The organism is Peribacillus simplex (assembly GCF_900156045.1).
GTDB classification, from domain to species: Bacteria; Bacillota; Bacilli; order Bacillales; family DSM-1321; genus Peribacillus; species Peribacillus simplex_D.
The window spans coordinates 231,668-254,079 of record NZ_FTMX01000002.1; the positions used below are offsets into that span (position 1 = coordinate 231,668).

Consider the following 22,412-nt stretch of genomic DNA (forward strand, 5'->3'; position numbering starts at 1 on the left):
CAGTTATCCCACCATTCCCATTAAGTATACGACAGTAAAGATAAACACCCAGACTACGTCAATGAAATGCCAATAAAGACTCGCAACAAAAAATTTAGGAGCGTTATACAAATTCAAGCCCCTTCCTGCATTACGCACCATAAGACAAATGATCCAAACCAAACCGAATGCAACGTGTCCTCCGTGAAAACCAACTAACGTATAAAACGCGGATCCGAAGGCACTGCTCGTAAATGTATGATGGAATTCATGAACATAGTGATTAAATTCATAAATCTCGAGTCCAAGAAAACCTAAACCGAGTGCAACCGTAATCACAAGCCAAGCCTGCATTTGTTTAAAGTGATTATTTTTCATATGGTACATCGCATACACACTAGTCAATGAACTGGTCAATAACAGCATGGTTGCCACAAAAGTAAGAGGTAATTCGAATAAATCTTTAGCTAGGGCTGCATCACCATTTGGAACTTTATCCTTCAATGCTAGGTAAGTTGCAAATAATGAGGCGAATAATACCGTCTCTCCACCAAGAAACAACCAGAATCCCAAATACTTATTTTTACCTTCTAAAGTCGCTTTCTCGGGAGAAGCAGGCCAGGTAGCATCCGTGAATCTTTCATCTGTCTGCATTATGCCTTACCTCCCTTGTCTTTATCGTCCATAAGGTCTTCTTTATGAATATGGTACCCATGATCGTCTTTAACGGAACGGATAAACATTGAACCAAATGTTACCAAAAGTCCTGCTACCATAATAGGCAGGGTCCATGTCTTATCATCCATATGGTATAAAGCACCGAATGCGGCGATAAATAAACCGGAAGCAATCGTTAAAGGAAGAATGGATGAATTCGGCATATGGATATCCCCAAGTGGTTCTGCAGGAGTCATTTCCTTTTTCCCTTCCATTTTTTCAACCCAGTAAGGATCTAACCCCCGAACTAGCGGCAGTTGTTTAAAATTATAAAAAGGCGGTGGTGATGGAATGGCCCATTCCAGCGTGCGGCCATCTCCCCAAGGATCATTGCCGACTTTTTCATTCTTCACAGATGTAATGATGATATTGATGACCATAACCAAGACACCAAACGCCATCAAAAAGGCTCCAACAGTACTAATCATATTACCTGTATTGAAACCTTGATCGTCCAAGAATGTAAATACGCGACGAGGCATCCCCATCAAACCTAAGAAATGTTGAATGAAGAATGTTAAATGGAAACCAATCAAGAAAGTCCAAAATGTGATTTGCCCCAATTTTTCGCTTAACATCGTTCCAAACATCTTCGGCCAATAGAAATTGATTCCAGCCAGTAAACCTAATACGACCCCACCAACGATTACATAGTGGAAATGAGCAACAACGAAATAACTATCATGGTATTGATAATCAGCAGGTGCAGATGCGAGCATGATACCTGTCACGCCACCCATTGTAAATGTAGGGATAAAGGCAACTGCATAAAGCATAGGAACCGTGAACTTGACGCTTCCTCCCCACATCGTAAAAATCCAGTTGAATATCTTAATACCTGTCGGTACAGCGATAGCCATGGTAGCCACGGCAAAGATTGCATTTGCGATCGGACCTAGGCCAGTGGTAAACATATGATGCGCCCAAACCATGAAACCTAAGAAACCGATTAAAACGGTTGCAAATACCATCGATGAATAACCAAACAATCTTTTTCTGGAGAATGTAGCGAAAATTTCGGAAAAAATACCGAACGCCGGAAGAATTAGGATATAAACTTCCGGGTGACCGAATATCCAGAACAAATGCTCCCAAATAATCGTATTTCCCCCTGCCGCTACATCAAAGAAATTCGCGCCAAACATCCGATCGAACATCATTAACACCAATCCCACGGTAAGCGGAGGAAAAGCGAATAATATCAATGCAGAAACGACGAAAGTTGACCAGGTAAACAGCGGCATACGCATATATGTCATACCAGGTGTACGCATATTAATAATGGTTACAAGGAAATTGATCCCTGCAATTAGTGTTCCAAAACCTGATATTTGTAATCCGAGGACGTAAAAATCAATGCCATGACCTTCGGAGTGAAGGGAAAGTGATGCATACGATGTCCAGCCTGCATCTGGAGCCCCCCCTAAAAACCATGAAAGATTCAGAAAGATTCCGCCAAAGAAAAACAACCAAAAACCTAACGAGTTCAAAAATGGGAACGCAACATCACGTGCCCCTATCTGTAATGGTACAACCGCATTCATTACAGCAAACACTAACGGCATGGCCGCCAGAAATATCATAGTCGTACCGTGCATGGTCAAAATTTCATTATAAAATCCGGCACTTACGAAATCATTGTTTGGGATTGCCAGCTGGATACGGATAAACATCGCTTCCAAACCGCCGATTACAAAGAATAGCCCGCCAGAGATAAGATATAAAATGGCGATCTTCTTATGGTCTACCGTCGTCAGATAATCCCAAACCGTAGCGCCAAATCCTTTTTTATTAGCGTACGTACTCACGATTTAACCTCCTTAATTAATGTTCTATTTGTCTTCCACTTTAAGCTCCATTAGATAAGCTGCCAGTGCATTAATATCTGAATCTGAAAGTTCGCCGTAAGTACCGGTCATCGTGTTGCCCGGTTTATACTTCTCTGGATCCTTGATCCATTTTTTTACATTCTCTTCCGTATGATCCAATACGCCAGCTACTTTTTGACGCTCACCGAATGTAGCAAGATTCGGAGCCTGACGAGCTGCCTCAGGCCTGCTGTCATTTGGTGTAACCGCATGGCAGCCTATACAGCTTTGATTAAAGACATCTTCACCCTGTTTGGCTAGATCACCTTCAACGACAGGTTCCTTCGCGGCTTTCATATCTTTAGTCCACGCTTCAAAATCGCTTTTAGACTTCGGTACGACCTTAAAATCCATCAAAGCATGTGAAGGACCGCAAAGTTCAGCACATTTTCCGTAGAACAAGTTGTTCGAATCTTCTGCCTTTTTACTATCGAATTCTAAGAAAAACTGATTGACCCCTTCTGTATTTGTATCCATCTTTCCTCCGACAGAAGGTACCCAGAATGAATGCTTAACATCTGAAGCAGTTAAATTGAAGTACACTTTTTGATCTGTTGGCACTACCAAATCCTGACTTGTTACAACGCCGAGGTCTGGATATTCAAACTCCCACCAATAAAGGTTTGCCCTAACATTCACGACAAGTGCATCCTTCGTTTTTCCATCCTTATCTTTCTTATCCATTGCCTTTGTGTCGGCTAAGTCGAAAGTCGTGACGACGGTCGGAACAGCCAGAACAATTAAAAGAAGGATAGGAATAACAGTCCAGATAATTTCGAGTTTATGACTTCCTTCAATTTGTTTTGGTATTGTTTCGTCGCCTTTCTTTCGACGGAAGCGTAGTAAAACTACAACGAACAAAATAATCACAACAATAATAACCAGTACCATGATTAGTGTACTCAATATCAGTAAGTCATACTGAGATTGCGCAACATCGCCAGCTGGCTTCAGCGCGGATAGAAATGGTTCGCCGCAGCCCGAAAGGACAAGTCCTACAATACCCAGCAGAGCAATCAGGCGCCATTTGTGCAGCCTTTTTTTCATAGCTTCAGAAACCCCTCTTTCGTCAAAATTTTCTCACAAAATTAAAAATGGGCGCAATTGCGAATATTCTCTCTATGTCAATTTCTAAAAAAGAAAGAATCCCTAATCTAAGGAATTATTAAGATGATTCATGTAACCGCTCTTATGTATGGCCCCGTTGGTTCCTTTAATATGTATGAATGGCGGTCAGTGCTTTATTTATCAGTAAGCTGGAGCCTGCAAAAGAACAGGCCGCCAGCTTATTTAAACCACAACTAGATGAGAGTGACAATAACCATCGCTACAAATAAAATGGTCATATAATTTAAGGAATATACAAACATGGATGTTGCCCATTTAACATCATCTTTCTTTTTATACCCCTTAATCCCCAAAATAAGCCAACCCGTGCTCAATAATGCAGCAAGAATAACTAGCGGAGTTCCTAATGGAGTTAAAAAGAAAGGAACGAACATTAAACCGACGATCCATAGCATAATCGATCTTTTTGCCGCCTTGAACCCTTTCACTACCGGAAGCATGGGTACCCCAGCTGCACGATATTCTTCGACACGCCTCATTGCAAGTGCATAAAAATGAGGAGGCTGCCACAAGAACATGATCGCGAACAGGACCCAGGCGATCTTATCAAGGCCCGGATCGACTGCAGCCCACCCGATAAGTGGAGGCACCGCTCCGGATATACTGCCTATAATCGTATTCGAGACAAATCTACGTTTGAAAACCATGGTATATAAAACAACATAGGCGAAGACACCGAATGCTCCTAGTATGGCAGTTGTCATATTAGTCAATGCAAGTAAAATCAGCCCTGCAGCAATTAAACCGAAACTTAATGCCAATACCTTTGAAGGCTGCACTTTCCCAGTTACCGTTGGACGGTTTTTCGTTCTTTCCATTAAATGATCGATATCACGGTCATAATAATTATTGAAACTGCAAGATCCCGCCATTATGAGCGCCGAACCTGCAAGTGTATAAAACACTACATCTAGATTGTTTAAGAAGCTAAGCCCCGAAAAATGAAGAGCTAACCACACGCCGGTAAAAGCTGTAATTATATTTGAATTGACAATCCCCACTTTTATAAGTGCGAGAAAATCCTTCCAAGCTGTTGTTTCAGGTATATCCGATTGAAGGGCGGCTTTACTGTCCTCCATGACAGCTTCTGACAAACCCCTTGTTTCTGACATTTGTTTTCCTCCTTTAAATCATTCAAAACAGACGCAAATGCAAAAAAAACTTACATATGCTATAGAACATTATTTCATACTTTTTGATATTTGTAACCAAGGAAGCGTAAACAAAAAGTAAATTATTTACCAATGACCGTTGTCAATGGAATCCATCGAGAGCTTTCATTCTTAATATCATGCTTAAAAACAGTAAAATTTAGTAAAATCATTTCTTCAATATATTAAAACACATTTTTGGAAGCTTTTGTGAAAATTTTTCGGGTATTTTTTGACCAATTTGTGTCTCAATAATTTACTTATCTCTTGTATGATGTTCATCAAGAACATGAATAATATGCTATCATCATCATCCCCTAGGCTTATTCCCTATTTTGCTCCTACTTGAAGGTTTACACTCCCTTTATTTCTATCAAAGTCTTTAGTAACTTTCAACTATTTCAGGCATTTTAATTAATAGTTATAATATTAACTGAACTTGTAAAATCATTCTATTTTGTGTAATATCGAGGAAGTTCGACAAATATTATGAAAACCTTATGCTATTATTAATTTTATGGAACAACCCTAATTTGCTACAGAGAAAAAGGTGGGGCTACTAGTGAAATCGTCTCTTAAATGGTTTGCTGTTTTAACTACGGTTGTAATGCTTTTCATCTTACTTGGTGGAGCTTTAGTCACGAAGACGGATTCCGGCATGGGATGCGGCAGGTCCTGGCCATTGTGCAATGGCCAATTGATCCCGGACAAAATCACGATTGAATTGGTCATTGAGCTTTCCCATCGGCTCGTTTCAGGTGCTGGAGGTTTCCTTGTTTTATTATTATCGTATATGTCTTGGAAAAAAATCGGCCATATCCGTGAAGCGCGTTTCTTATCCGTCCTTTCTTTTGGTTTTCTGTTACTGCAAGGGTTGATCGGAGCCGCTGCCGTCATTTGGTCACAATCCGATTTCGTCCTTGCCCTTCATTTTGGCATATCGCTCATTTCCTTTGCTGCCGTCTTTTTACTGACACTGTTGATTTTTGAAGTGGACAAGAAGTTCGAAGCAGAAAAACTTATCGTTGACAAACGAATGAAATTCCATATTATTGGCGTATTGATTTTTTGTCTCGTGGTCGTCTATACAGGTGCTCTTGTAAGGCATACAGAATCAAGTCTTATCTGTAAGGATTGGCCTTTATGCGTAAATGATAGTCTTGCACTCCCCTCCAACCTTTATGAATGGATTCAGATGGGGCACCGTGCAATGGCAGGCGCTATTTTCATTTGGGTATCCTATGTGGCTTATATCGCAAAAAAACATTATAGAAATCAAAAAGTGCTATATGGCGGCTGGATTGCTGCATTCATTCTCGTATTTTTACAAGTTACCGCTGGTGCCTTTATCATTTTCTCAAGGCAAAACCTATATATCGCACTAACTCACGCACTATTCATTGCCTGCTTTTTTGGTGTAATGAGCTATTTGATGCTATTGACATCAAGAAGCAAAAAAAATGCCCTTGCCAAGCAAAAAAAGAACTCCGTTCACTCTGTCAAAGGACAGGATGAACAGGATATAACGCCAACGGTACCCGCCCGTTAATGTCTGATTGTTCAATCAATAATGAAATTAAGATAAACAAAACCACCATTCCCGGGAATGGTGGTTTTGTTTTATCTAATGGGGAGTTCAATGACCGTACATTGCCTAAAAAGAGGGTATAGGGCAGCTTAAAACCTCAAGCCTGCCACATATACCCCAAATCATTCACAAGGTCACAGTCAGCGATATTACTTAGTTATTTCAATCAATAAGTCCCCAGTACTGATCGCTTCTCCATCTTTTACATAAATATCCTTAATTGTCCCGGAGAATGGTGCTTGCACGGTAGTTTCCATTTTCATCGCTTCCGTAATGATCAGGTGATCACCCTGCTTGACCTGATCGCCTTTCTCGACCACTACACGAATAACCGTACCTGGCATTGTCGCACCCAGTTGTTCTTTATTTTTAGGGTCAGCTTTCATTTTTGATACAACGGAAGATTTAATGTTTTCATCCTTGATAATCACTTCACGTGATTGACCATTCAACTCAAAATACACAACCCTTGTTCCATCAGCCAATGGCTGACCGATTGAAACCAATTTTACGATGAGCGTTTTACCCTTTTCAATTTCTACTTCGATCTCTTCCCCTAGCCTCATGCCATATAAGAAAGTTGCGGTATCAAGGTTGGAAACATCACCAAACAGCTCAATCGTTTTATTGTAGTCCAGGAATACTTTTGGATATAAAGCATATGCAAGCACATCGAAATCAGTGACTGCCCGTCCCAATTCCTTGAATAATTCTTCTTTAAGAGCTGCAAAATCCACTTCTTCCAATAATTCACCCGGTCTTACTGTTATAGGTTTCTTCCCTTTCAGGATAACTTCCTGAAGCTCTTTAGGGAATCCCCCAACCGGCTGACCTAGATAGCCTTCGAATAACTCTATGACTGAATCAGGGAAATCGATGGATTTGCCTTTTGTCAGAACATCTTCTTCAGACAGGTTATTTTGTACCATGAATAAAGCCATATCCCCAACAACTTTGGATGAAGGAGTTACTTTAACGATATCGCCGAACATTACATTGACACGCTGGTACATTTCTTTAACTTCATGCCAGCGGTCACCCAGCCCCACTGCTTTGGCTTGCTGCTGCAGATTGCTATATTGACCGCCCGGCATTTCGTGTTTGTACACTTCAGTATGAGGTGCATTCATTCCGCTTTCGAAGTCGTGATAGAATTTCCTGACCTCTCCCCAGTATTCTCCTAAACGCTCTAGTGAATCGACTTCCAACTTAGGCTGTCTGTTTGACCCCTCCAACGCATAATGAAGTGTTTGTACACTTGGCTGCGAAGTCAGTCCAGCTAAAGAACCAATCGCCGTATCAACGATATCCACACCAGCTTCGATCGCTTTCGAGTACATGAAAATACCATTTCCGCTTGTATCATGAGTATGCAGATGGATCGGAAGTGATGTCGCTTCTTTCAGTTCCGATACAAGGCGGTAAGCAGCATCAGGTTTCAAGAGGCCTGCCATATCCTTGATCGCTAAAATATGGGCACCGGCATGTTCTAATTCCACAGCCATATTTTTATAGTAGTCGATATTATACTTGCTGCGTGATGGATCATTCAAATCCCCGGTATAACAGATGGCCGCTTCCGCAATTTTACCGGATTGACGGACTGCATCAATAGCCAGTTCCATCCCTTTTACCCAGTTTAAGCTGTCGAAGATCCTGAAAACATCAATGCCTGTATTCGCTGATTTCTCTACGAATTCACGAATGACATTATCAGGGTAGTTTTTATAACCAACTGCATTTGAAGCCCTTAAAAGCATTTGCAATAGGACATTAGGTGCTTTTTTCCTGAAACTTATCAGCCTGTCCCATGGATCTTCTTTCAAGAATCGATAGGCAACATCGAAAGTTGCCCCGCCCCACATTTCCATTGAAAACAAATCAGGAAGTAGTTTTGCTGTAGGCTCAGCGATATCAAGGATATCTTTCGACCTGATTCTCGTTGCCAGTAAAGATTGATGTGCATCGCGGAAAGTCGTATCGGTGATCAATACCTCTTTCTGTTCTTTGATCCAATTGACCAGTCCCTCTGCACCTTGCTCTTCAAGTATATTTTTTGTACCCGAGATTAGCGGCAGGCCACCAACATTCGGAATTGGAGCTGGATCAAAAACAGGTTTTTTCTTTTTCTCGACTCCCGGGAATCCATTCACGGTCACATTTCCGATATATGAAAGCATTTTTGTTCCACGGTCTTTTCTAATTGGGAAGCTGAATAATTCCGGTGTTGAATCAATGAATGATGTATCATATTCCCCATTTATGAATTTTTCATGTTTTACAACATTTTCAAGGAAGGGAATATTTGTTTTAATTCCACGAATCCTGAACTCCTTAAGGTTACGAACCATTTTGGAAGCTGCCTGTTCAAATGAAAGCGCATGAGTGGAAAGTTTAACGAGAAGGGAATCATAATATGGTGTGATGACCGCACCTTGGAATCCATTCCCAGCGTCCAGACGAACACCGAATCCCCCACCGGAACGGTAAACCATCATTTTCCCGGTATCAGGCATGAAATTATTCAATGGGTCCTCAGTCGTCACCCGTGATTGAATCGCATATCCATGTGTTTTGATTCCTGACTGTTCGGGAATACCAATCTTTTTGCCATGGAGTTCATGCCCTTCCGCTACCATGATTTGGGATTGAACGATATCAATGCCCGTAATCATTTCAGTAATGGTATGCTCAACCTGAACCCGTGGATTGACTTCAATAAAGTAAAATTCGCCATTTGCGACAAGGAATTCGACCGTACCGGCGTTTACATAATCAATATTTTTTGCCAACTTGACTGCTGCCTCACAAATCCTTTCCCTTAAATCCTCGGAAAGGGAAACGGAAGGTGCCACTTCCACAACTTTTTGATGCCGTCTCTGAACGGAACAGTCACGCTCATATAAATGGACGATATTCCCATGAGTATCAGCCAAAATCTGAACTTCGATATGCTTCGGATTTTGAATGAATCTCTCTACATAGACTTCATCATTACCAAAAGCCGCTTTAGCTTCTGATTTTGCGCGATCATAAGCCTCTTCAACTTCTTCAATTTTTTCGACAATCCGCATTCCACGTCCGCCGCCGCCTAAAGAGGCTTTTATGATAATTGGAAAACCATGTTGTTCACCAAATTTCTTTACTTCTTCAACACTGGTCACCGGTCCATCGCTACCAGGGATAACCGGAATATCAGCCAGTTCAGCTTGTGTTCTGGCTTTTACTTTGTCACCAAACATATCTAGGTGTCTTGATTCTGGTCCGATGAAGATTATGCCCTCTTCCTCACAACGTTTCGCAAATTCAATATTTTCTGAAAGGAAACCATAACCGGGATGAATCGCATCGACTCCGCTCATTTTGGCGATTGCAATGATGCCTTCAATATCCAGGTATGCATCAATCGGCTTTTTGCCTTCCCCAACCAAATATGCCTCATCCGCTTTATATCGGTGATAAGAACCATAATCTTCCTTTGAATAGATTGCAACTGTGTGAATGTCTAATTCCGTACATGCCCGAAAAATCCGTATCGCTATTTCTCCACGATTTGCCGCAAGTACTTTTTCTATACGTTTCCCCATTGCTACCACCCTAATCAATATGTATTTTTATTGAATATATAGAAAAAAAGCGTGAAAGACTTTCACCACTTTTTATTCAAGAATTTATATCCCAACCAAGGAGACCATTCTGATCAAGCTCATTTTATTGCAGATGTAATTATTTCGATATATTTTATATTCTCGTTTTTTACATCCGTTCAAGACTAAAAAGTGCCTTACACCAATAGCAAATGAAAATTTAGCTATAATAATATATTATCAATTTGATTTAACATTCAATTAATATAACCATAATACTAAAATTAACTGAATACAATAAAAAAATAAAAAATTACATATATTCGTATATAAAAACAAGGAATTAGCTCCGGCTTTCCGACTAACGTCCCATTGTTAATCAAAGGGATTCGATTGAAAAATCCCACATATTTCATGATTGATAGAGAAATTTGAAATGTGAAGATAACCATTAAACATTACATCGAAAATTCAAAAAAATAAAAAAACAAAATAATAATTAAACACAATTGAGCTTGTTTGGATTAATTAGTATGTCATTATTGAATATAGTATAACACTATCGATTAATTATGTATATAAATAAAAAACTCAAACAATCATCGAGATTTGTTTGAGTTAGTATGTTTTATCTATTATTTTTTTAATGATGCTTCATGCAAAACTGACAATTCCTGTTCAAGCGTCTCCAAAAGGGATTTACCCTCGGTTTCCTCTACCAAACCTAAGCGTACGGCAAAATCAATTTCTCGTGATAGGCCGAACATTTGCGTATCAAGTACCTCTTCATACAAAGGACATTGAGGCATAGTGAGATTTTCCATTTGAACTTTTATCAGTTTTAGAATCTTGTCAGCATCTGCTTTTAATAAAGCATAAGCTTTTTCTCGATGATTGACAAGCATATCAGATGCCATGTTAAATCCCCCCGCTCAGAGCGATTAAATCTTATCTCTAAATTCTACCTTTAGTTTTGTGAAAAAGCAAGGACATTGACAAACAATTTGCCATTGGGATATCACTGCCACCTCTCAAATGAATATATCCAGCAATGAAAATTGTTCACCATCTTGTAGATGTGACATTTCAATTATAATTGATTATAATCATTAAAGAGCAACAGAAAGGAATGAGATATTTGGAACCTATCGTATTTATAAATGGGAAAGTGAAATATCCAATTACGCTAGATCCTGGAGTATGGATTTTTGATGACCGTAAAGTTGAAATCGATACATATTTCCACGCTGAAAGAGTCCAAGTCAATGAATTAGAAGAATATACGATTGCCGCTTCCAAACATTGGCAAAAAGAAATACAGGAAGGCGCAATAATGCCGCCCACAATAAAAACGGAAAGAAAGTTCGAGAAGCAAAGATTGCTGGAAGGGACTTTCGGCATCCCTTTTGAACCTTTTTTAAAAAATGCCGAACCTGAAAATGGGGTAACTGAAGTCATCGTTACAACCGATGATGAGGAGCTTACATTCCCGTTGGAAACGGCACTTGAATTTTTCCTGGGCTTTTCCAAGGATGGAAAGCCGCTTAAAATATCTGAAGGCGGCCCTATGGAAATTTATTTCGGAGACGCTTCCAACATCAATGATCCGATAAAAAATGTACGGTCTTTCACTGTTAAATAAGACATAGTCCATTCTTCCCGAAAACTTTAGAGCAATCGGCAAGGGACATCCCTTGCCGATTGGATTATAAAAGCGTAGCTGCGAGTTGGGCCAATCCAGATCTTTCCCCTTTTATCAATTTAACATGGCCGGCAATGCGCTCTGTCTTGAATTTTTCCACCACATAGGTCAAACCATTATTATATTCATCTAAATAAGGATGATCTATTTGCTCTGGATCCCCCATTAATACAATTTTGCTCCGCTCCCCGACTCTCGTCAAGATGGTCTTGACCTCATGTTTTGTTAAGTTCTGCGCTTCATCGATGATGATGAACTGATCCGGGATGCTCCTTCCCCTGATATAGGTCAAGGCTTCCACTTCAATCGAACTCATGCCAGCTAGAATGGCATCCAATTCCCCAGGTTTTTTCGTATTGAACAAAAATTGGAGATTATCGAAAATAGGCTGCATCCAAGGTCTTAATTTTTCTTCTTTTTCCCCTGGCAGATAACCAATATCTTTACCAACAGGAACAATCGGCCTGGCAACGAGAAGTTTCTTATATTGTGACAAATCTTCAGTTTGCATCAATCCTGTAGCCAATGCCAATAAAGTCTTGCCTGTCCCTGCCTTACCAATGAGCGTCACAAGCTGGATATCCGAACGAAGCAATAAATCAAGGGCCATAGTCTGCTGGACATTTCTCGGTTTAATTCCCCAAATATGTTCCCCTTCATACATCAATTTCTTAACTAGCCTGCAGTTCTCATCCACTATCCCAATCGCAGATGCTGAACTGCCCAGCGTGTCCTTCATCAACAGGAATTGATTTGGATAATATGAATCTTTTGTCAGTTCCTCCAGTGACAGAAAACTTTTTTCATAAAACTTATTCAGATTATCAATCGATACAAACACTTCTTTGTGCCCAGCGTATATATGGTCCAGTTCTACGACACGATCATTTAAAAAGTCCTCTGCCTCAAGTCCGATGGCATCGGCTTTAACCCTGACGAGAGTATCTTTGCTTACCAAAATGACCGTTTTTCCATCTTCCTTCGTCTCTTCCTCCAAAGATAAATTTTTCGCAACTGCCAATATCCTGTTATCATTCGTTTTCTCCACAAAAATTTCCTGAAGCTTATGAAATGAACGGTGGTTGAGTTCAATCCTTATGCTGCCTCCATTATGAAGCGGAACGCTCTGATGAAGCTTCCCTTTTTCACGGAAGCTATCAATCAATTTCGATACTTGCCTGGCATTCCTTCCGATTTCATCCATATACCGTTTTTTCGAATCCAATTCTTCTAATACGACTGCCGGAATGACAACTTCATTATCTTCGAATGAATAAATCGAGTACGGATCCTGCAACAGGACATTCGTATCTAAAACATAGATTTTTTTCCCCAATATGACGCCTCCTGCCTGCTCTTTAGGATATGCCTTACCATTTACTACACTCAGAAGTTATGTAGCGGACGAGACTGTTGATAAAATATATGTTCATTTGCATAAAGATAGAAGAACATTTACAGACTATAAAGAAAACTTCCAGCAAAAATGCTATCCCCAGCATTGATGACAACATGTTTGGCCGCATTTTTACTTACATGAATCAGACTTGGTCATTGGTGGACAGGCTGGAACCAACAAAAAACATTAAGGAGGCTGCACATTGAAAAAATACATTTTGTCGCTCGCTGCTGTTCTGTTGATGACAGGTTGCACAATGGATAATAAAAATGAAGTGTCTGAAAATAATGCGAAAAACAATTTAACGAAAGTCAATAACTCGACCATTAAGGAGGCAGACAGAAATACAGGTCAGCAAACATCGGAAAGACTCACTGGTTTGGCTAAATCCATTCCTGAGGTAAACGATGCCACCGCAGTCGTACTTGGCAAATATGCCATCGTCGGAATAGATATCGACCAAGATATTGAGCGTTCACAGGTCGGAACGATAAAGTATTCAGTTGGAGAAACTTTAAAACATGATCCTGAAGGCGCAAATGCCCTCATCGTCGCTGACCCGGATATAAATGAGCGGATCAGGGAGGTGGCCAGAGACATTAAAGACGGTAAACCGGTAACCGGGATACTAAATGAACTGGCTGACATCACAAGTCGTGTCATTCCTGAGGTTCCTGGCGACATTTTAACCCCAACGCCGTCCAAGAACATTGAAAATGAAAAAAATAAACTTGATGATGAATCGGAAAGAAAAGAACTCGATAAAGAGCAAAATGATCAATCCAATCACTTTAAAGAATGAATATGCCTAACCCGGAGTCAATCTTCGGGTTTTTTTCTTTATCCGTCATGAACCCAGTAACGTAAACGTTCATATGTTAGTTTCACTTTATCCTCGTTTTACCATAAAAATATTGGTATACTTAAAACCATATTCAAATTGAAGTGAGGTTCAACTAATATGAAGGTTAAATGTGTAATATGCGATCAAATTGAATCTATACCTGATGATAGCCCAGAAGCTAAGAAACTTCGTAACCGCCCTATACATACCTATATGTGCAATACATGCAACCAACGCATAGAGGAGCGTACGAACGAACGGATTGCAACCGGAAACTTCCGTCTTTACCGGACAATCAAAAATGAAGATGAATGGTAGAATAAATTATAAAGTTTCCCTGATCGGTCTCATCAATGGAATTCTGCTTGGATTGATAATGAAGTTGGTCGAAATGTTTTCCGGTAAACCAGTTTATAAGCTCCTATTGAATGTGGATTTCCTTCCTGTAATCGGAGCTGTTTCCTGGAGTGAGGCAACATTGTTCTTTTTCCATCTCCTTTTCTCACTGGCAATTACGTTTTGTTACGTTTATATTCTTCGTCCTTTGAAGATTTTCAGGAATTGGAACAACTACACACTTGCTTTTTTCACGATCATTCCAGCAATCATGCTTTACTTCCCATTATCGGCGCTGTCGAAAACAGAAGCTGTCCTTCCTTCTGATTTGACAGCTTTCTTTTTGTGGACAATCTTACATCTTTTTTACGGACTTTTCCTCCCCAGAGCAATATAAAAAGAACCGTGCGTATATCGCACGGTTCTTTTTATCATTACTCGATATTTTTATACTTATCTGGCTCCAACTGTATTTGGTCTAACATGATATCAATCAATTCAATCGGATAACGTTGCTTTTTCATTTCGTCCCCCAAAAGATACTCGACGAAATAAAAAGGTTCTGTTTTTGAAACCGAATCGATTATCACCTGATGATCATCTTTCAGCATCTGCATGAAAAACATTTCTGTATCACGTGCTGCTGTATCATCAGGCCTTGCATCACAGACAACTTTGATCGTCAACCAATTGTATAAAGCATCCTGTAATGATTTCATCATCTTAAGCCTGTTCTTCTTTTCTCGAATTATGAAGACGGATTCGATAAATCCCAAGAACAAGCGAAGCGATGACTAATGCTTCCCCCATAGGAAGAAACACCGCAAAGAAAGAAAGAAGGGTACATCCAAGTGCCATTACCACATAAATGACCACATTTTTTAGCAAAGGTAACTTTTTGGCAAAACCTAACTGATAGACTAGGATGCATAATCCAAAGACCGTCAAATATAAATACCACATTCCCGCTTCAGGATTTTCATCCACTCTGTACAATGCTGCAAAAAATGATAATCGCTCTTGGATATCCAATCTTTTCTCCTCCTCTTGCTATTTATTTTTCTTCAAGGGCAACTTTCTTTCTTTTAGCTGCTCTTTCACGTTCGTTTTTATCAAGAATTTTTTTACGAAGACGGATTGAATCCGGAGTTACTTCACAGTACTCGTCATCGTTCAAATATTCTAGAGCTTCTTCAAGGGACATGATTCTTGGTTTTTTCATGGAAGAAGTTTGGTCTTTATTTGCTGAACGCATATTTGTCATTTGTTTCGCTTTAACGATATTGACGGTCAAATCGCTATCACGGTTATGCTCCCCGACGATCATGCCTTCATAAATATCCGTACCTGGCTCAACGAAAATAACCCCGCGGTCTTCTACTTGCATAATACCATATTGTGTAGTTTTTCCTGATTCCATGGAAACCAGTACACCTTGACGTCTTCCGCCGACTTGACCTTGTGCCATTGGTTGGTAGCTGTCAAATGAGTGGTTCATGATACCATATCCACGTGTAATCGTTAAGAACTCAGTGGAATATCCAATAAGTCCGCGAGCTGGAACCGTGAACAGTAAACGAACTTGACCGCTTCCGCTATTGATCATGTCCAATAATTCACCTTTACGGGCTCCCATTGATTCCATGATAGAACCAGTGTGCTCCTCAGGTACGTCGATTTGTACACGTTCAACAGGCTCACAACGGACGCCATCAATCAAACGAACGATAACTTCCGGTTTAGAAACCTGCAGTTCATAGCCTTCACGTCTCATGTTTTCGATCAGGATGGAAAGGTGAAGCTCCCCACGGCCTGAAACAACCCAGACATCCGGAGAATCGGTATTTTCGACTCTTAAGCTGACATCCGTCTGTAATTGGTTTCTCAAACGCTCTTCAATTTTACGAGCTGTAACAAATTTTCCTTCACGGCCTGCGAATGGGCTGTTATTTACAAGGAAAGTCATCTGTAATGTTGGCTCGTCAATACGCAGGATAGGTAGTGCATCAGGGTGTTCAGTCGGACAAACCGTTTCACCTACGTTAATATCCTCCATACCAGAAACGGCAATTAAATCACCGGCAACGGCTTCTTGGATTTCAACTTTCTTCAAGCCAATATAACCAAAGATTTTCGTTACACGGAATTGTTTAACCGTCCCATCAAGTTTCATTAATGAAACTTGTTGACCAACATGCATTTTACCGCGGAATACACGGCCAACCCCGATACGTCCTACATAATCATTATAGTCAAGTAAAGCCACTTGGAATTGAAGCGGTTCATCTGAGTTATCAATTGGTGCTGGGATCGTTTCGACGATTGTTTCGAAAAGTGGGGTCATGTCTTTTTCTTGTTTAGTAGGATCTGAATCCAAGCTTGCAGTACCTGCAATACCTGAAGTGAAGACTACTGGGAATTCTAACTGTTCTTCTTCAGCTCCTAGTTCGATGAATAAGTCAATTACTTCATCGACCACTTCATTCGGACGTGCAGAATCTTTATCGATTTTGTTCACGACAACGATTGGTGTAATCTTTTGTTCCAATGCTTTTTTCAACACAAAGCGAGTTTGCGGCATACAGCCTTCATATGCATCAACAACAAGAAGAACGCCATCAACCATTTTCATGATCCGTTCCACTTCACCTCCAAAGTCGGCATGACCAGGTGTATCCAAAATATTGATTCTTGTATCTTGGTATTGAACTGCTGTATTTTTCGCAAGAATCGTGATTCCGCGTTCTTTTTCAATCGCATTAGAATCCATCGCACGTTCTTCCACATGTTCATTTTCACGGAAAGTACCAGATTGCTTAAGCAACTGATCCACTAACGTCGTTTTACCATGGTCAACGTGGGCAATGATGGCTATATTACGAATATTTTCTCTTAATTTCAAAAAATTCACTCCTAAAAAAGTTTGTGTATAACGTATCACTAGTATTAGCTTACATATTATATCACAAACATACTAGAAACAAATACAGAAATTATGTACAATAGATATATTAGGGGTGATATTAATGAACATTAAATGGAATTTCTTAATATTAGCGGTATTGGCAACAGCCAGCATTGGCTCCATTGGCATCTTCATTGCTGAAAAGAGCTTGATTGGAATATTAGCTGCAATCGTCATTCTTTGCGGAATCATGGGGTTCGGTTTCACTCAGAAGAAGAAATTACGCGAAGCCGGAAAGTTATAATATAAAAACTCGCTGACAGACAGCGAGTTTTTTTGTTAATTATTTCAAAATTAGCATTTTATAATTAGACCTTAATACTAATTACTGGAATTTCCTGTTAAGTATTTATCGAATACTTCTTTATGGAGCCCTGGTTTAGATACGAAAAGTGAGTCACCTTTTAAAAAGTCCAATTCGTCACCTTTAATATTACTAACTTCCCCGCCCACTTCCTCAACCAGTAAAACTCCTCCGGCAAAGTCCCAGGGCATGAGTCTCATGGTTATGTATGCATCAATCCTTCCAGCTGCGACGAAAGCAAGTTCCAATGCTGCCGAGCCATAAGAACGTGTCCCTCTTGCATCCCGAACTAGCGGTGCCAAGAGTCTCGGATCGATCCTACGGTTTTCCGTTACCCAGCTTGCATTAATTGAAATTATCGCTTTGCTTACTGATGTCGCTTCAAGAGATGGCAGCCTTTGATCATTCAGAAATGCTCCTTGCCCCTTAATCGCATGATATAGTTCATCACTAAATACATCGTAAACCATGCCGATCTTTCCGATGCCATCCACATAAACCCCAAGGGATATTGCAAAATTCCTCTGTTGATGAATGAAATTCAACGTTCCATCAATTGGATCGATGATCCACACAGTACCTTTTAGGTCTTTAATATCATTGCCCATTCCCTCTTCCCCGAATATGCGGTGTTCAGGAAAAACTTCGCCGATTTTTTCGCAAAAAAACTTTTCTATCCCCTTATCCATATTAGTAACCAAATCATTCGGATTCGTTTTCATTTCAATATTCAACTTGGTTTTAAAGGACGCCCTTAGCCTAGTTCCCGCTTCTTTCATCCATAACTTCGCATATGTATCCATTTCCTTGACCGATGCCATTATAATATCCCCGTCCTTTATGATCAGAAACTACATTAAAATGATCCTCTTCTAAAGATTAAAGCAAATATAGCTTGCCTTCAAGTTTTTAACATCTTAATTTTTCCATTTTTTTTAACATTATCACTTTGACTTAACGTTTCCCTTCCTTATTAAAAGGACCCGCCAAAATAAAATACTACTTATATATTGGGCATTTAATGAAAAACGGACACATTATTTTTTAATAAAATAATGTGTCCGTTCATCTATAATAAAATTCCTTGTATTGAAATTGATTCATTTCCTTTATTCATTCTCCTTCAAGATCTCTGCAGCCAATCATATTACAAGGCTTTCAGTTTCAACAATTCCAAGCGGATGCGTTCTAGCCTTTGCTTGCATTGTGACCTCTTTTGGTCATTCTCTTCACCGATTGCTTCAAAAAGGGTTGCTAATTCATAGTCCATTTCCATCCTTAACACTGCAGCTCTATGTCTTTCAACTTCTTTAGCTTTTAATGCTTGGTTCATGACTTGTTTCATAATTAACATTCTCCCTTCATCAATTAACGTAATTTTCTGAATTTATCTTATCATATGACTTCCTACCTCAAATAGCAACTAATTTGTGTTATAACCTATACGGAAAATTTACATTGCCAACCCAAATCGTATTTTTTAAATTTTACTTTTACTTATGCTACAATATGTGCAGATATTACGGTAGGAGAGATGAAAATGAATATAGCAAGTTTTACAGCAGATGATTTTGATGTTTTTAAAATTGATGGATTGGAACCGCGCATGGATGCTTTAAAAGAACGGATCCAGCCCAAATTACAAGCACTTGGAGAACACTTTTCTCAAAAACTGTCAGTTATGACCGGCGATGATATGCACCCTCACGTTGCAAAGCATGCCAGACGGTCAGTGAATCCTCCTAAAGATACTTGGGTTGCTTTCGCTGCCAATAGCAGAGGTTATAAAATGATGCCGCATTTCCAAATCGGGTTATGGGAAACGCATATGTTCATCTGGTATGCCGTGATTTATGAAGCCCCTAATAAAACGGAAATCGGAAAGCGACTGGAGCAGCAGGCAGCCAAATTAGTGAATAGCATTCCCTCCCATTATGTATGGTCAATGGACCATACAAAACCTGATGTCATCACCCATGGTAATCTTGGAGTAGATGATTTGAATTCAATGTTCACCCGCTTGCAAACTGTAAAAAAAGCCGAAATCCTTTGCGGTATAAAAATTTCCCGTGATGACGCCATTAAGTTAAAAGATGATGATTTCATTCAAACCATTCAAGATGGGTTTGAACATCTTTTACCCTTATATCAATTGAATTAAACACAGTTGCTTCGTATTCGGATTGAATATCGGATGCTTTCAATTAGAAAAAAGGAGAGCCTTGACGGCTCTCCTTTCCTATTTTTGCACGACTCCTTTGCTTGCTTGTATCAAATCACCAATTTGATCTTCCTTACCTGTCTCGAAGCATTCGATGATCTTGCTGCCGACAATGACACCATCGCAGTATTGTATTGCATCACGGACATGATTTGGCGTCGATATGCCGAAACCAGCAAGAACGGGAACCGGACTTATCTCTTTTACCTTCTTTAAATAGCCTCCAAGTTCTTCCCCAAAGGCGTCACGGGCACCCGTAATGCCTTTGACTGTAACTGCGTAGATGAATCCCTCCGCCCCTGCAGTAATCTCAGTGATACGTTCTTTCGAAGACGTGAGTGTCACAAGTCGGATAAGAACGATCCCTGCAGTTTTGATTGATGAAAAGATGGCTTCTTCCTCAATCGGTAAATCGGGGATGATGCACCCGGAAATCCCTGCATTGAGACAATCATTCGTAAACTCTTTAAGTCCATATGCCAGGATTGAATTCGTATATCCCATCAAAATAATCGGGATGGTCACTTCATTTTTGATCTCCATTACTTTTTTCAGGACATCTTTTAAAGTTGTTCCATTTTCCAAAGATCTGATGCCGGCTTGTTGGATAACCGGTCCATCAGCAACAGGGTCAGAGAATGGTATGCCTAGTTCAACGGCAGTCGCACCGCTTTTTTCAAGGAAAAGAAGCTGGCTCTTTAACCGTTCAAGCCCTCCATCCCCTGCCATAATATAAGGGATGAATGCTTTTTCCTTCTTTGTTTGACATTCTTCAAGCGCATTTGTTAATTTATTCATGTTCACTACCCCCCATCAATGATTGGACCGTTTCAACATCCTTATCACCACGGCCGGACAGGCAAATGACCAGCCCTGTTCCTTTCTCCATTTCTTTAGCAAGCTTTAAACCGTAGGAAATGGCATGTGAACTTTCTAACGCAGGGATGATCCCTTCCTCCCTAGAAAGCATCGCTAGAGCTTCCAAGGCTTCATCATCGGTTACAGAAGTATATTCCACCCGATTTGTATCTTTTAAGTAACTATGTTCAGGCCCTACCCCTGGATAATCCAACCCTGCTGAAATTGAATGTGCCTCCTGGATCTGACCGTCCTCGTTCTGCAATACATACATGAATGCCCCGTGGAGCACCCCTGGTTTCCCCTTCGTCAAACTTGAAGCATGTAATGGTGTTTCAAGTCCATGCCCTGCCGCTTCCACTCCGTATAATTTTACCGTTTCATCCTCAATGAAGGGATAAAACATTCCCATTGCATTACTTCCTCCGCCTATGCAAGCGACCACTGCATCCGGTAGGGAATGAACCGCCTCTGAATATTGACGCTTTGTTTCATTCCCTATCACGCTTTGAAAATCACGTACAATGACGGGGAATGGATGCGGACCAAGAACTGATCCCATTATATAATGGGTGTCATCCACATTCGCCACCCAATATCGTAACGCCTCATTCACTGCATCCTTCAGTGTTCCGCTTCCTTGTGATACAGATATGACCTTGGCTCCCAGAAGCTCCATCCTGAATACATTCAATTTCTGTCTCCTGATATCTTCTTCTCCCATAAAGATGATGCATTCCAACTTCAGCAAAGCACACACAGTCGCCGTTGCAACCCCATGCTGTCCTGCACCCGTTTCAGCAATCACCTTTTTCTTGCCCATTTTCAGAGTCAGCAAAGCCTGACCGATCGTATTATTTATTTTGTGTGCTCCGGTATGATTCAAGTCTTCCCGCTTCAGATAAATATCTGCACCACCAGCAAGTCTCGTCAAGTTCTCCGCAAAATAAAGTGGTGTTTCCCGACCGATATATTGTTTCAGGTAATAATTTAGCTGCCTTTGGAATTCAGGATCATTTTTAGATTGATCATATACTTCTTCAAGCTCCGTAATCGCCGCCATTAAAGTTTCCGGAACGAAACGGCCTCCATACGCTCCAAAATGTCCAGTTTTATCAGGCTGTGTATAAGTGTTCATCAATTCATTCCTCTTTTCCGGCTGTATATTTTGCCTCATTAATAAATGCCTTTATTTTTACGGCATCTTTTAATCCGTTTGTTTCAACGCCGCTGGCTACGTCAACTGCGAATGGTGAAACGGCATCAATCGCTTTTCCCACATTTTCCGGAGTCAGCCCACCCGCTAGAATCACTTTCCCCGGTGGCAGATCCGCCTTTCCGATCATATCCCAATCCAAAGTCAATCCCTTTCCGGATGAACTCTTAGGAAGATCTACTAATAGATAATCTGCTGGGTATTCATGAAGGTTTTCAAGGTCTTTCTCTGAACTGACGGCAACGGCCTTGATCACCGGTAGGGGCATTCTGCGGGCAAAGCCGGCAGACTCGTTTCCATGAAGCTGGATATAATCCAACCCTGCAATTTCAGCACTTTTTATCACTTCTTGTTCAGTTTGATTGGCAAACACTCCAACTTTTTTAACCTGTCCAGCCAGATTCGCACCGATTTCTCCTACTATCTCTGGCTCAACCTTCCTGCTACTCTCGGCAAAAATGAAACCAATGAAGTCTGCCCCGGAACTAACGGCAGTCTGAGCGGCTGCCAATGTCTTTATCCCACAGATTTTCACTAACATATTAATCT

General features: G+C 40.4%; 22 protein-coding genes. 7 read left to right on the plus strand and 15 right to left on the minus strand.

Annotated elements, in window-relative coordinates:
• Positions 1 to 3: 3 nt before the first annotated feature.
• The 4 genes from BW986_RS07660 to cyoE all read right to left on the minus strand — a co-directional run bounded on the left by BW986_RS07660 (position 4) and on the right by cyoE (position 4,804).
• Positions 4 to 633, minus strand: coding sequence for a cytochrome (ubi)quinol oxidase subunit III (locus BW986_RS07660; protein WP_076366726.1), 630 nt, complete (start codon positions 631 to 633; stop codon positions 4 to 6).
• Complete coding sequence (gene ctaD / locus BW986_RS07665; protein WP_076366728.1) at positions 633 to 2,504, minus strand: cytochrome c oxidase subunit I; 1,872 nt, start codon at positions 2,502 to 2,504, stop codon at positions 633 to 635. The genes BW986_RS07660 and ctaD overlap by 1 nt, the downstream gene beginning before the upstream one ends.
• A gap of 24 nt (positions 2,505 to 2,528) precedes the next feature.
• The gene (gene coxB, locus BW986_RS07670; RefSeq protein WP_076366730.1) at positions 2,529 to 3,611 is read right to left on the minus strand and encodes a cytochrome c oxidase subunit II; all 1,083 of its coding nucleotides are present in this window, start codon (positions 3,609 to 3,611) and stop codon (positions 2,529 to 2,531) included.
• A 254-nt stretch (positions 3,612 to 3,865) separates the two neighbouring features.
• Positions 3,866 to 4,804, minus strand: coding sequence for a heme o synthase (gene cyoE / locus BW986_RS07675; protein WP_076366732.1), 939 nt, complete (start codon positions 4,802 to 4,804; stop codon positions 3,866 to 3,868).
• A 601-nt stretch (positions 4,805 to 5,405) separates the two neighbouring features.
• On the opposite strand from cyoE, the gene BW986_RS07680 reads away from it, so the two are divergent.
• Complete coding sequence (locus BW986_RS07680; RefSeq protein ID WP_076366734.1) at positions 5,406 to 6,392, plus strand: COX15/CtaA family protein; 987 nt, start codon at positions 5,406 to 5,408, stop codon at positions 6,390 to 6,392.
• Between the two features lie 188 nt (positions 6,393 to 6,580).
• Here BW986_RS07680 and pyc read toward each other — a convergent pair whose 3' ends face one another.
• Positions 6,581 to 10,018 carry a pyruvate carboxylase gene (gene pyc / locus BW986_RS07685; protein ID WP_076366736.1) on the minus strand — a complete coding sequence of 1,146 codons (3,438 nt, stop codon included), beginning with the start codon at positions 10,016 to 10,018 and terminating at the stop codon, positions 6,581 to 6,583.
• Positions 10,019 to 10,653: 635 nt separating this feature from the next.
• Complete coding sequence (locus BW986_RS07690; protein ID WP_034313996.1) at positions 10,654 to 10,935, minus strand: Fpa/YlaN family protein; 282 nt, start codon at positions 10,933 to 10,935, stop codon at positions 10,654 to 10,656.
• Between the two features lie 221 nt (positions 10,936 to 11,156).
• Here BW986_RS07690 and BW986_RS07695 point away from each other — a divergent pair, with 221 nt between their 5' ends.
• A complete protein-coding gene (locus BW986_RS07695; RefSeq protein WP_076366738.1) occupies positions 11,157 to 11,660 on the plus strand; it encodes a hypothetical protein in 504 nt (167 codons plus the stop codon).
• Between the two features lie 64 nt (positions 11,661 to 11,724).
• Here the strand turns inward: BW986_RS07695 and BW986_RS07700 are convergent, their stop codons facing one another.
• The gene (locus BW986_RS07700; RefSeq protein WP_076366740.1) at positions 11,725 to 13,056 is read right to left on the minus strand and encodes a PhoH family protein; all 1,332 of its coding nucleotides are present in this window, start codon (positions 13,054 to 13,056) and stop codon (positions 11,725 to 11,727) included.
• A 265-nt stretch (positions 13,057 to 13,321) separates the two neighbouring features.
• On the opposite strand from BW986_RS07700, the gene BW986_RS07710 reads away from it, so the two are divergent.
• The 3 genes from BW986_RS07710 to BW986_RS07720 all read left to right on the plus strand — a co-directional run bounded on the left by BW986_RS07710 (position 13,322) and on the right by BW986_RS07720 (position 14,696).
• A complete protein-coding gene (locus tag BW986_RS07710; RefSeq protein WP_076366744.1) occupies positions 13,322 to 13,921 on the plus strand; it encodes a YhcN/YlaJ family sporulation lipoprotein in 600 nt (199 codons plus the stop codon).
• A gap of 159 nt (positions 13,922 to 14,080) precedes the next feature.
• Entirely contained in the window at positions 14,081 to 14,281 is a 201-nt protein-coding gene (locus BW986_RS07715) for a YlaI family protein (RefSeq protein ID WP_072272690.1), read from the plus strand.
• Entirely contained in the window at positions 14,265 to 14,696 is a 432-nt protein-coding gene (locus tag BW986_RS07720; RefSeq protein WP_081395536.1) for a hypothetical protein, read from the plus strand. Before BW986_RS07715 ends, BW986_RS07720 begins: the two co-directional genes overlap by 17 nt.
• A 37-nt stretch (positions 14,697 to 14,733) precedes the next feature.
• Here BW986_RS07720 and BW986_RS07725 read toward each other — a convergent pair whose 3' ends face one another.
• The 3 genes from BW986_RS07725 to typA are packed head-to-tail and all read right to left on the minus strand — an operon-like array spanning position 14,734 to position 17,201.
• Positions 14,734 to 15,018, minus strand: coding sequence for a hypothetical protein (locus tag BW986_RS07725; RefSeq protein WP_076367911.1), 285 nt, complete (start codon positions 15,016 to 15,018; stop codon positions 14,734 to 14,736).
• 4 nt (positions 15,019 to 15,022) lie between these two features.
• Positions 15,023 to 15,331, minus strand: coding sequence for a YlaH-like family protein (locus tag BW986_RS07730; protein ID WP_034314008.1), 309 nt, complete (start codon positions 15,329 to 15,331; stop codon positions 15,023 to 15,025).
• 22 nt (positions 15,332 to 15,353) lie between these two features.
• Positions 15,354 to 17,201 carry a translational GTPase TypA gene (gene typA / locus BW986_RS07735; RefSeq protein ID WP_076366746.1) on the minus strand — a complete coding sequence of 616 codons (1,848 nt, stop codon included), beginning with the start codon at positions 17,199 to 17,201 and terminating at the stop codon, positions 15,354 to 15,356.
• A 124-nt stretch (positions 17,202 to 17,325) separates the two neighbouring features.
• On the opposite strand from typA, the gene BW986_RS07740 reads away from it, so the two are divergent.
• Positions 17,326 to 17,508: a YlaF family protein gene (locus BW986_RS07740; protein ID WP_076366748.1), complete on the plus strand. Its 183-nt coding sequence runs from the start codon at positions 17,326 to 17,328 to the stop codon at positions 17,506 to 17,508.
• Positions 17,509 to 17,585: 77 nt separating this feature from the next.
• On the opposite strand, the gene BW986_RS07745 is transcribed toward BW986_RS07740, so the two are convergent.
• Positions 17,586 to 18,389 (minus strand): inositol monophosphatase family protein, encoded by an 804-nt coding sequence (locus BW986_RS07745; protein WP_076366750.1) that lies wholly within the window; start codon positions 18,387 to 18,389, stop codon positions 17,586 to 17,588.
• A 326-nt stretch (positions 18,390 to 18,715) separates the two neighbouring features.
• Positions 18,716 to 18,913 carry a hypothetical protein gene (locus BW986_RS07750; protein WP_034314018.1) on the minus strand — a complete coding sequence of 66 codons (198 nt, stop codon included), beginning with the start codon at positions 18,911 to 18,913 and terminating at the stop codon, positions 18,716 to 18,718.
• 195 nt (positions 18,914 to 19,108) lie between these two features.
• On the opposite strand from BW986_RS07750, the gene BW986_RS07755 reads away from it, so the two are divergent.
• Positions 19,109 to 19,729 (plus strand): YktB family protein, encoded by a 621-nt coding sequence (locus tag BW986_RS07755; protein WP_076366752.1) that lies wholly within the window; start codon positions 19,109 to 19,111, stop codon positions 19,727 to 19,729.
• A gap of 78 nt (positions 19,730 to 19,807) precedes the next feature.
• On the opposite strand, the gene trpA is transcribed toward BW986_RS07755, so the two are convergent.
• Genes trpA through BW986_RS29525 form a run of 3 tightly spaced genes read right to left on the minus strand, consistent with a single transcriptional unit; the run spans position 19,808 to position 22,404 of the window.
• A complete protein-coding gene (gene trpA / locus BW986_RS07760) occupies positions 19,808 to 20,587 on the minus strand; it encodes a tryptophan synthase subunit alpha (protein WP_076366754.1) in 780 nt (259 codons plus the stop codon).
• A complete protein-coding gene (gene trpB, locus BW986_RS07765) occupies positions 20,580 to 21,785 on the minus strand; it encodes a tryptophan synthase subunit beta (RefSeq protein ID WP_076366756.1) in 1,206 nt (401 codons plus the stop codon). Before trpB ends, trpA begins: the two co-directional genes overlap by 8 nt.
• A 4-nt stretch (positions 21,786 to 21,789) precedes the next feature.
• On the minus strand, positions 21,790 to 22,404 hold the full coding sequence (locus BW986_RS29525; RefSeq protein ID WP_076366758.1) for a phosphoribosylanthranilate isomerase: 615 nt from the start codon (positions 22,402 to 22,404) through the stop codon (positions 21,790 to 21,792).
• Positions 22,405 to 22,412: the final 8 nt, after the last annotated feature.

Coding starts and splice junctions, on each gene's coding strand:
- BW986_RS07660 (WP_076366726.1), bottom strand. CDS start 633: ATGCAGACAGATGAAAGATTCACGGATGCTACCTGGCCTGCTTCTCCC.
- coxB (WP_076366730.1), bottom strand. CDS start 3,611: ATGAAAAAAAGGCTGCACAAATGGCGCCTGATTGCTCTGCTGGGTATT.
- cyoE (WP_076366732.1), bottom strand. CDS start 4,804: ATGTCAGAAACAAGGGGTTTGTCAGAAGCTGTCATGGAGGACAGTAAA.
- pyc (WP_076366736.1), bottom strand. CDS start 10,018: ATGGGGAAACGTATAGAAAAAGTACTTGCGGCAAATCGTGGAGAAATA.
- BW986_RS07690 (WP_034313996.1), bottom strand. CDS start 10,935: ATGGCATCTGATATGCTTGTCAATCATCGAGAAAAAGCTTATGCTTTA.
- BW986_RS07715 (WP_072272690.1), top strand. CDS start 14,081: ATGAAGGTTAAATGTGTAATATGCGATCAAATTGAATCTATACCTGAT.
- BW986_RS07720 (WP_081395536.1), top strand. CDS start 14,265: ATGAAGATGAATGGTAGAATAAATTATAAAGTTTCCCTGATCGGTCTC.
- BW986_RS07725 (WP_076367911.1), bottom strand. CDS start 15,018: ATGAAATCATTACAGGATGCTTTATACAATTGGTTGACGATCAAAGTT.
- BW986_RS07740 (WP_076366748.1), top strand. CDS start 17,326: ATGAACATTAAATGGAATTTCTTAATATTAGCGGTATTGGCAACAGCC.
- BW986_RS07745 (WP_076366750.1), bottom strand. CDS start 18,389: ATGGCATCGGTCAAGGAAATGGATACATATGCGAAGTTATGGATGAAA.
- BW986_RS07750 (WP_034314018.1), bottom strand. CDS start 18,913: ATGAAACAAGTCATGAACCAAGCATTAAAAGCTAAAGAAGTTGAAAGA.
- BW986_RS07755 (WP_076366752.1), top strand. CDS start 19,109: ATGAATATAGCAAGTTTTACAGCAGATGATTTTGATGTTTTTAAAATT.
- trpA (WP_076366754.1), bottom strand. CDS start 20,587: ATGAATAAATTAACAAATGCGCTTGAAGAATGTCAAACAAAGAAGGAA.
- trpB (WP_076366756.1), bottom strand. CDS start 21,785: ATGAACACTTATACACAGCCTGATAAAACTGGACATTTTGGAGCGTAT.
- BW986_RS29525 (WP_076366758.1), bottom strand. CDS start 22,404: ATGTTAGTGAAAATCTGTGGGATAAAGACATTGGCAGCCGCTCAGACT.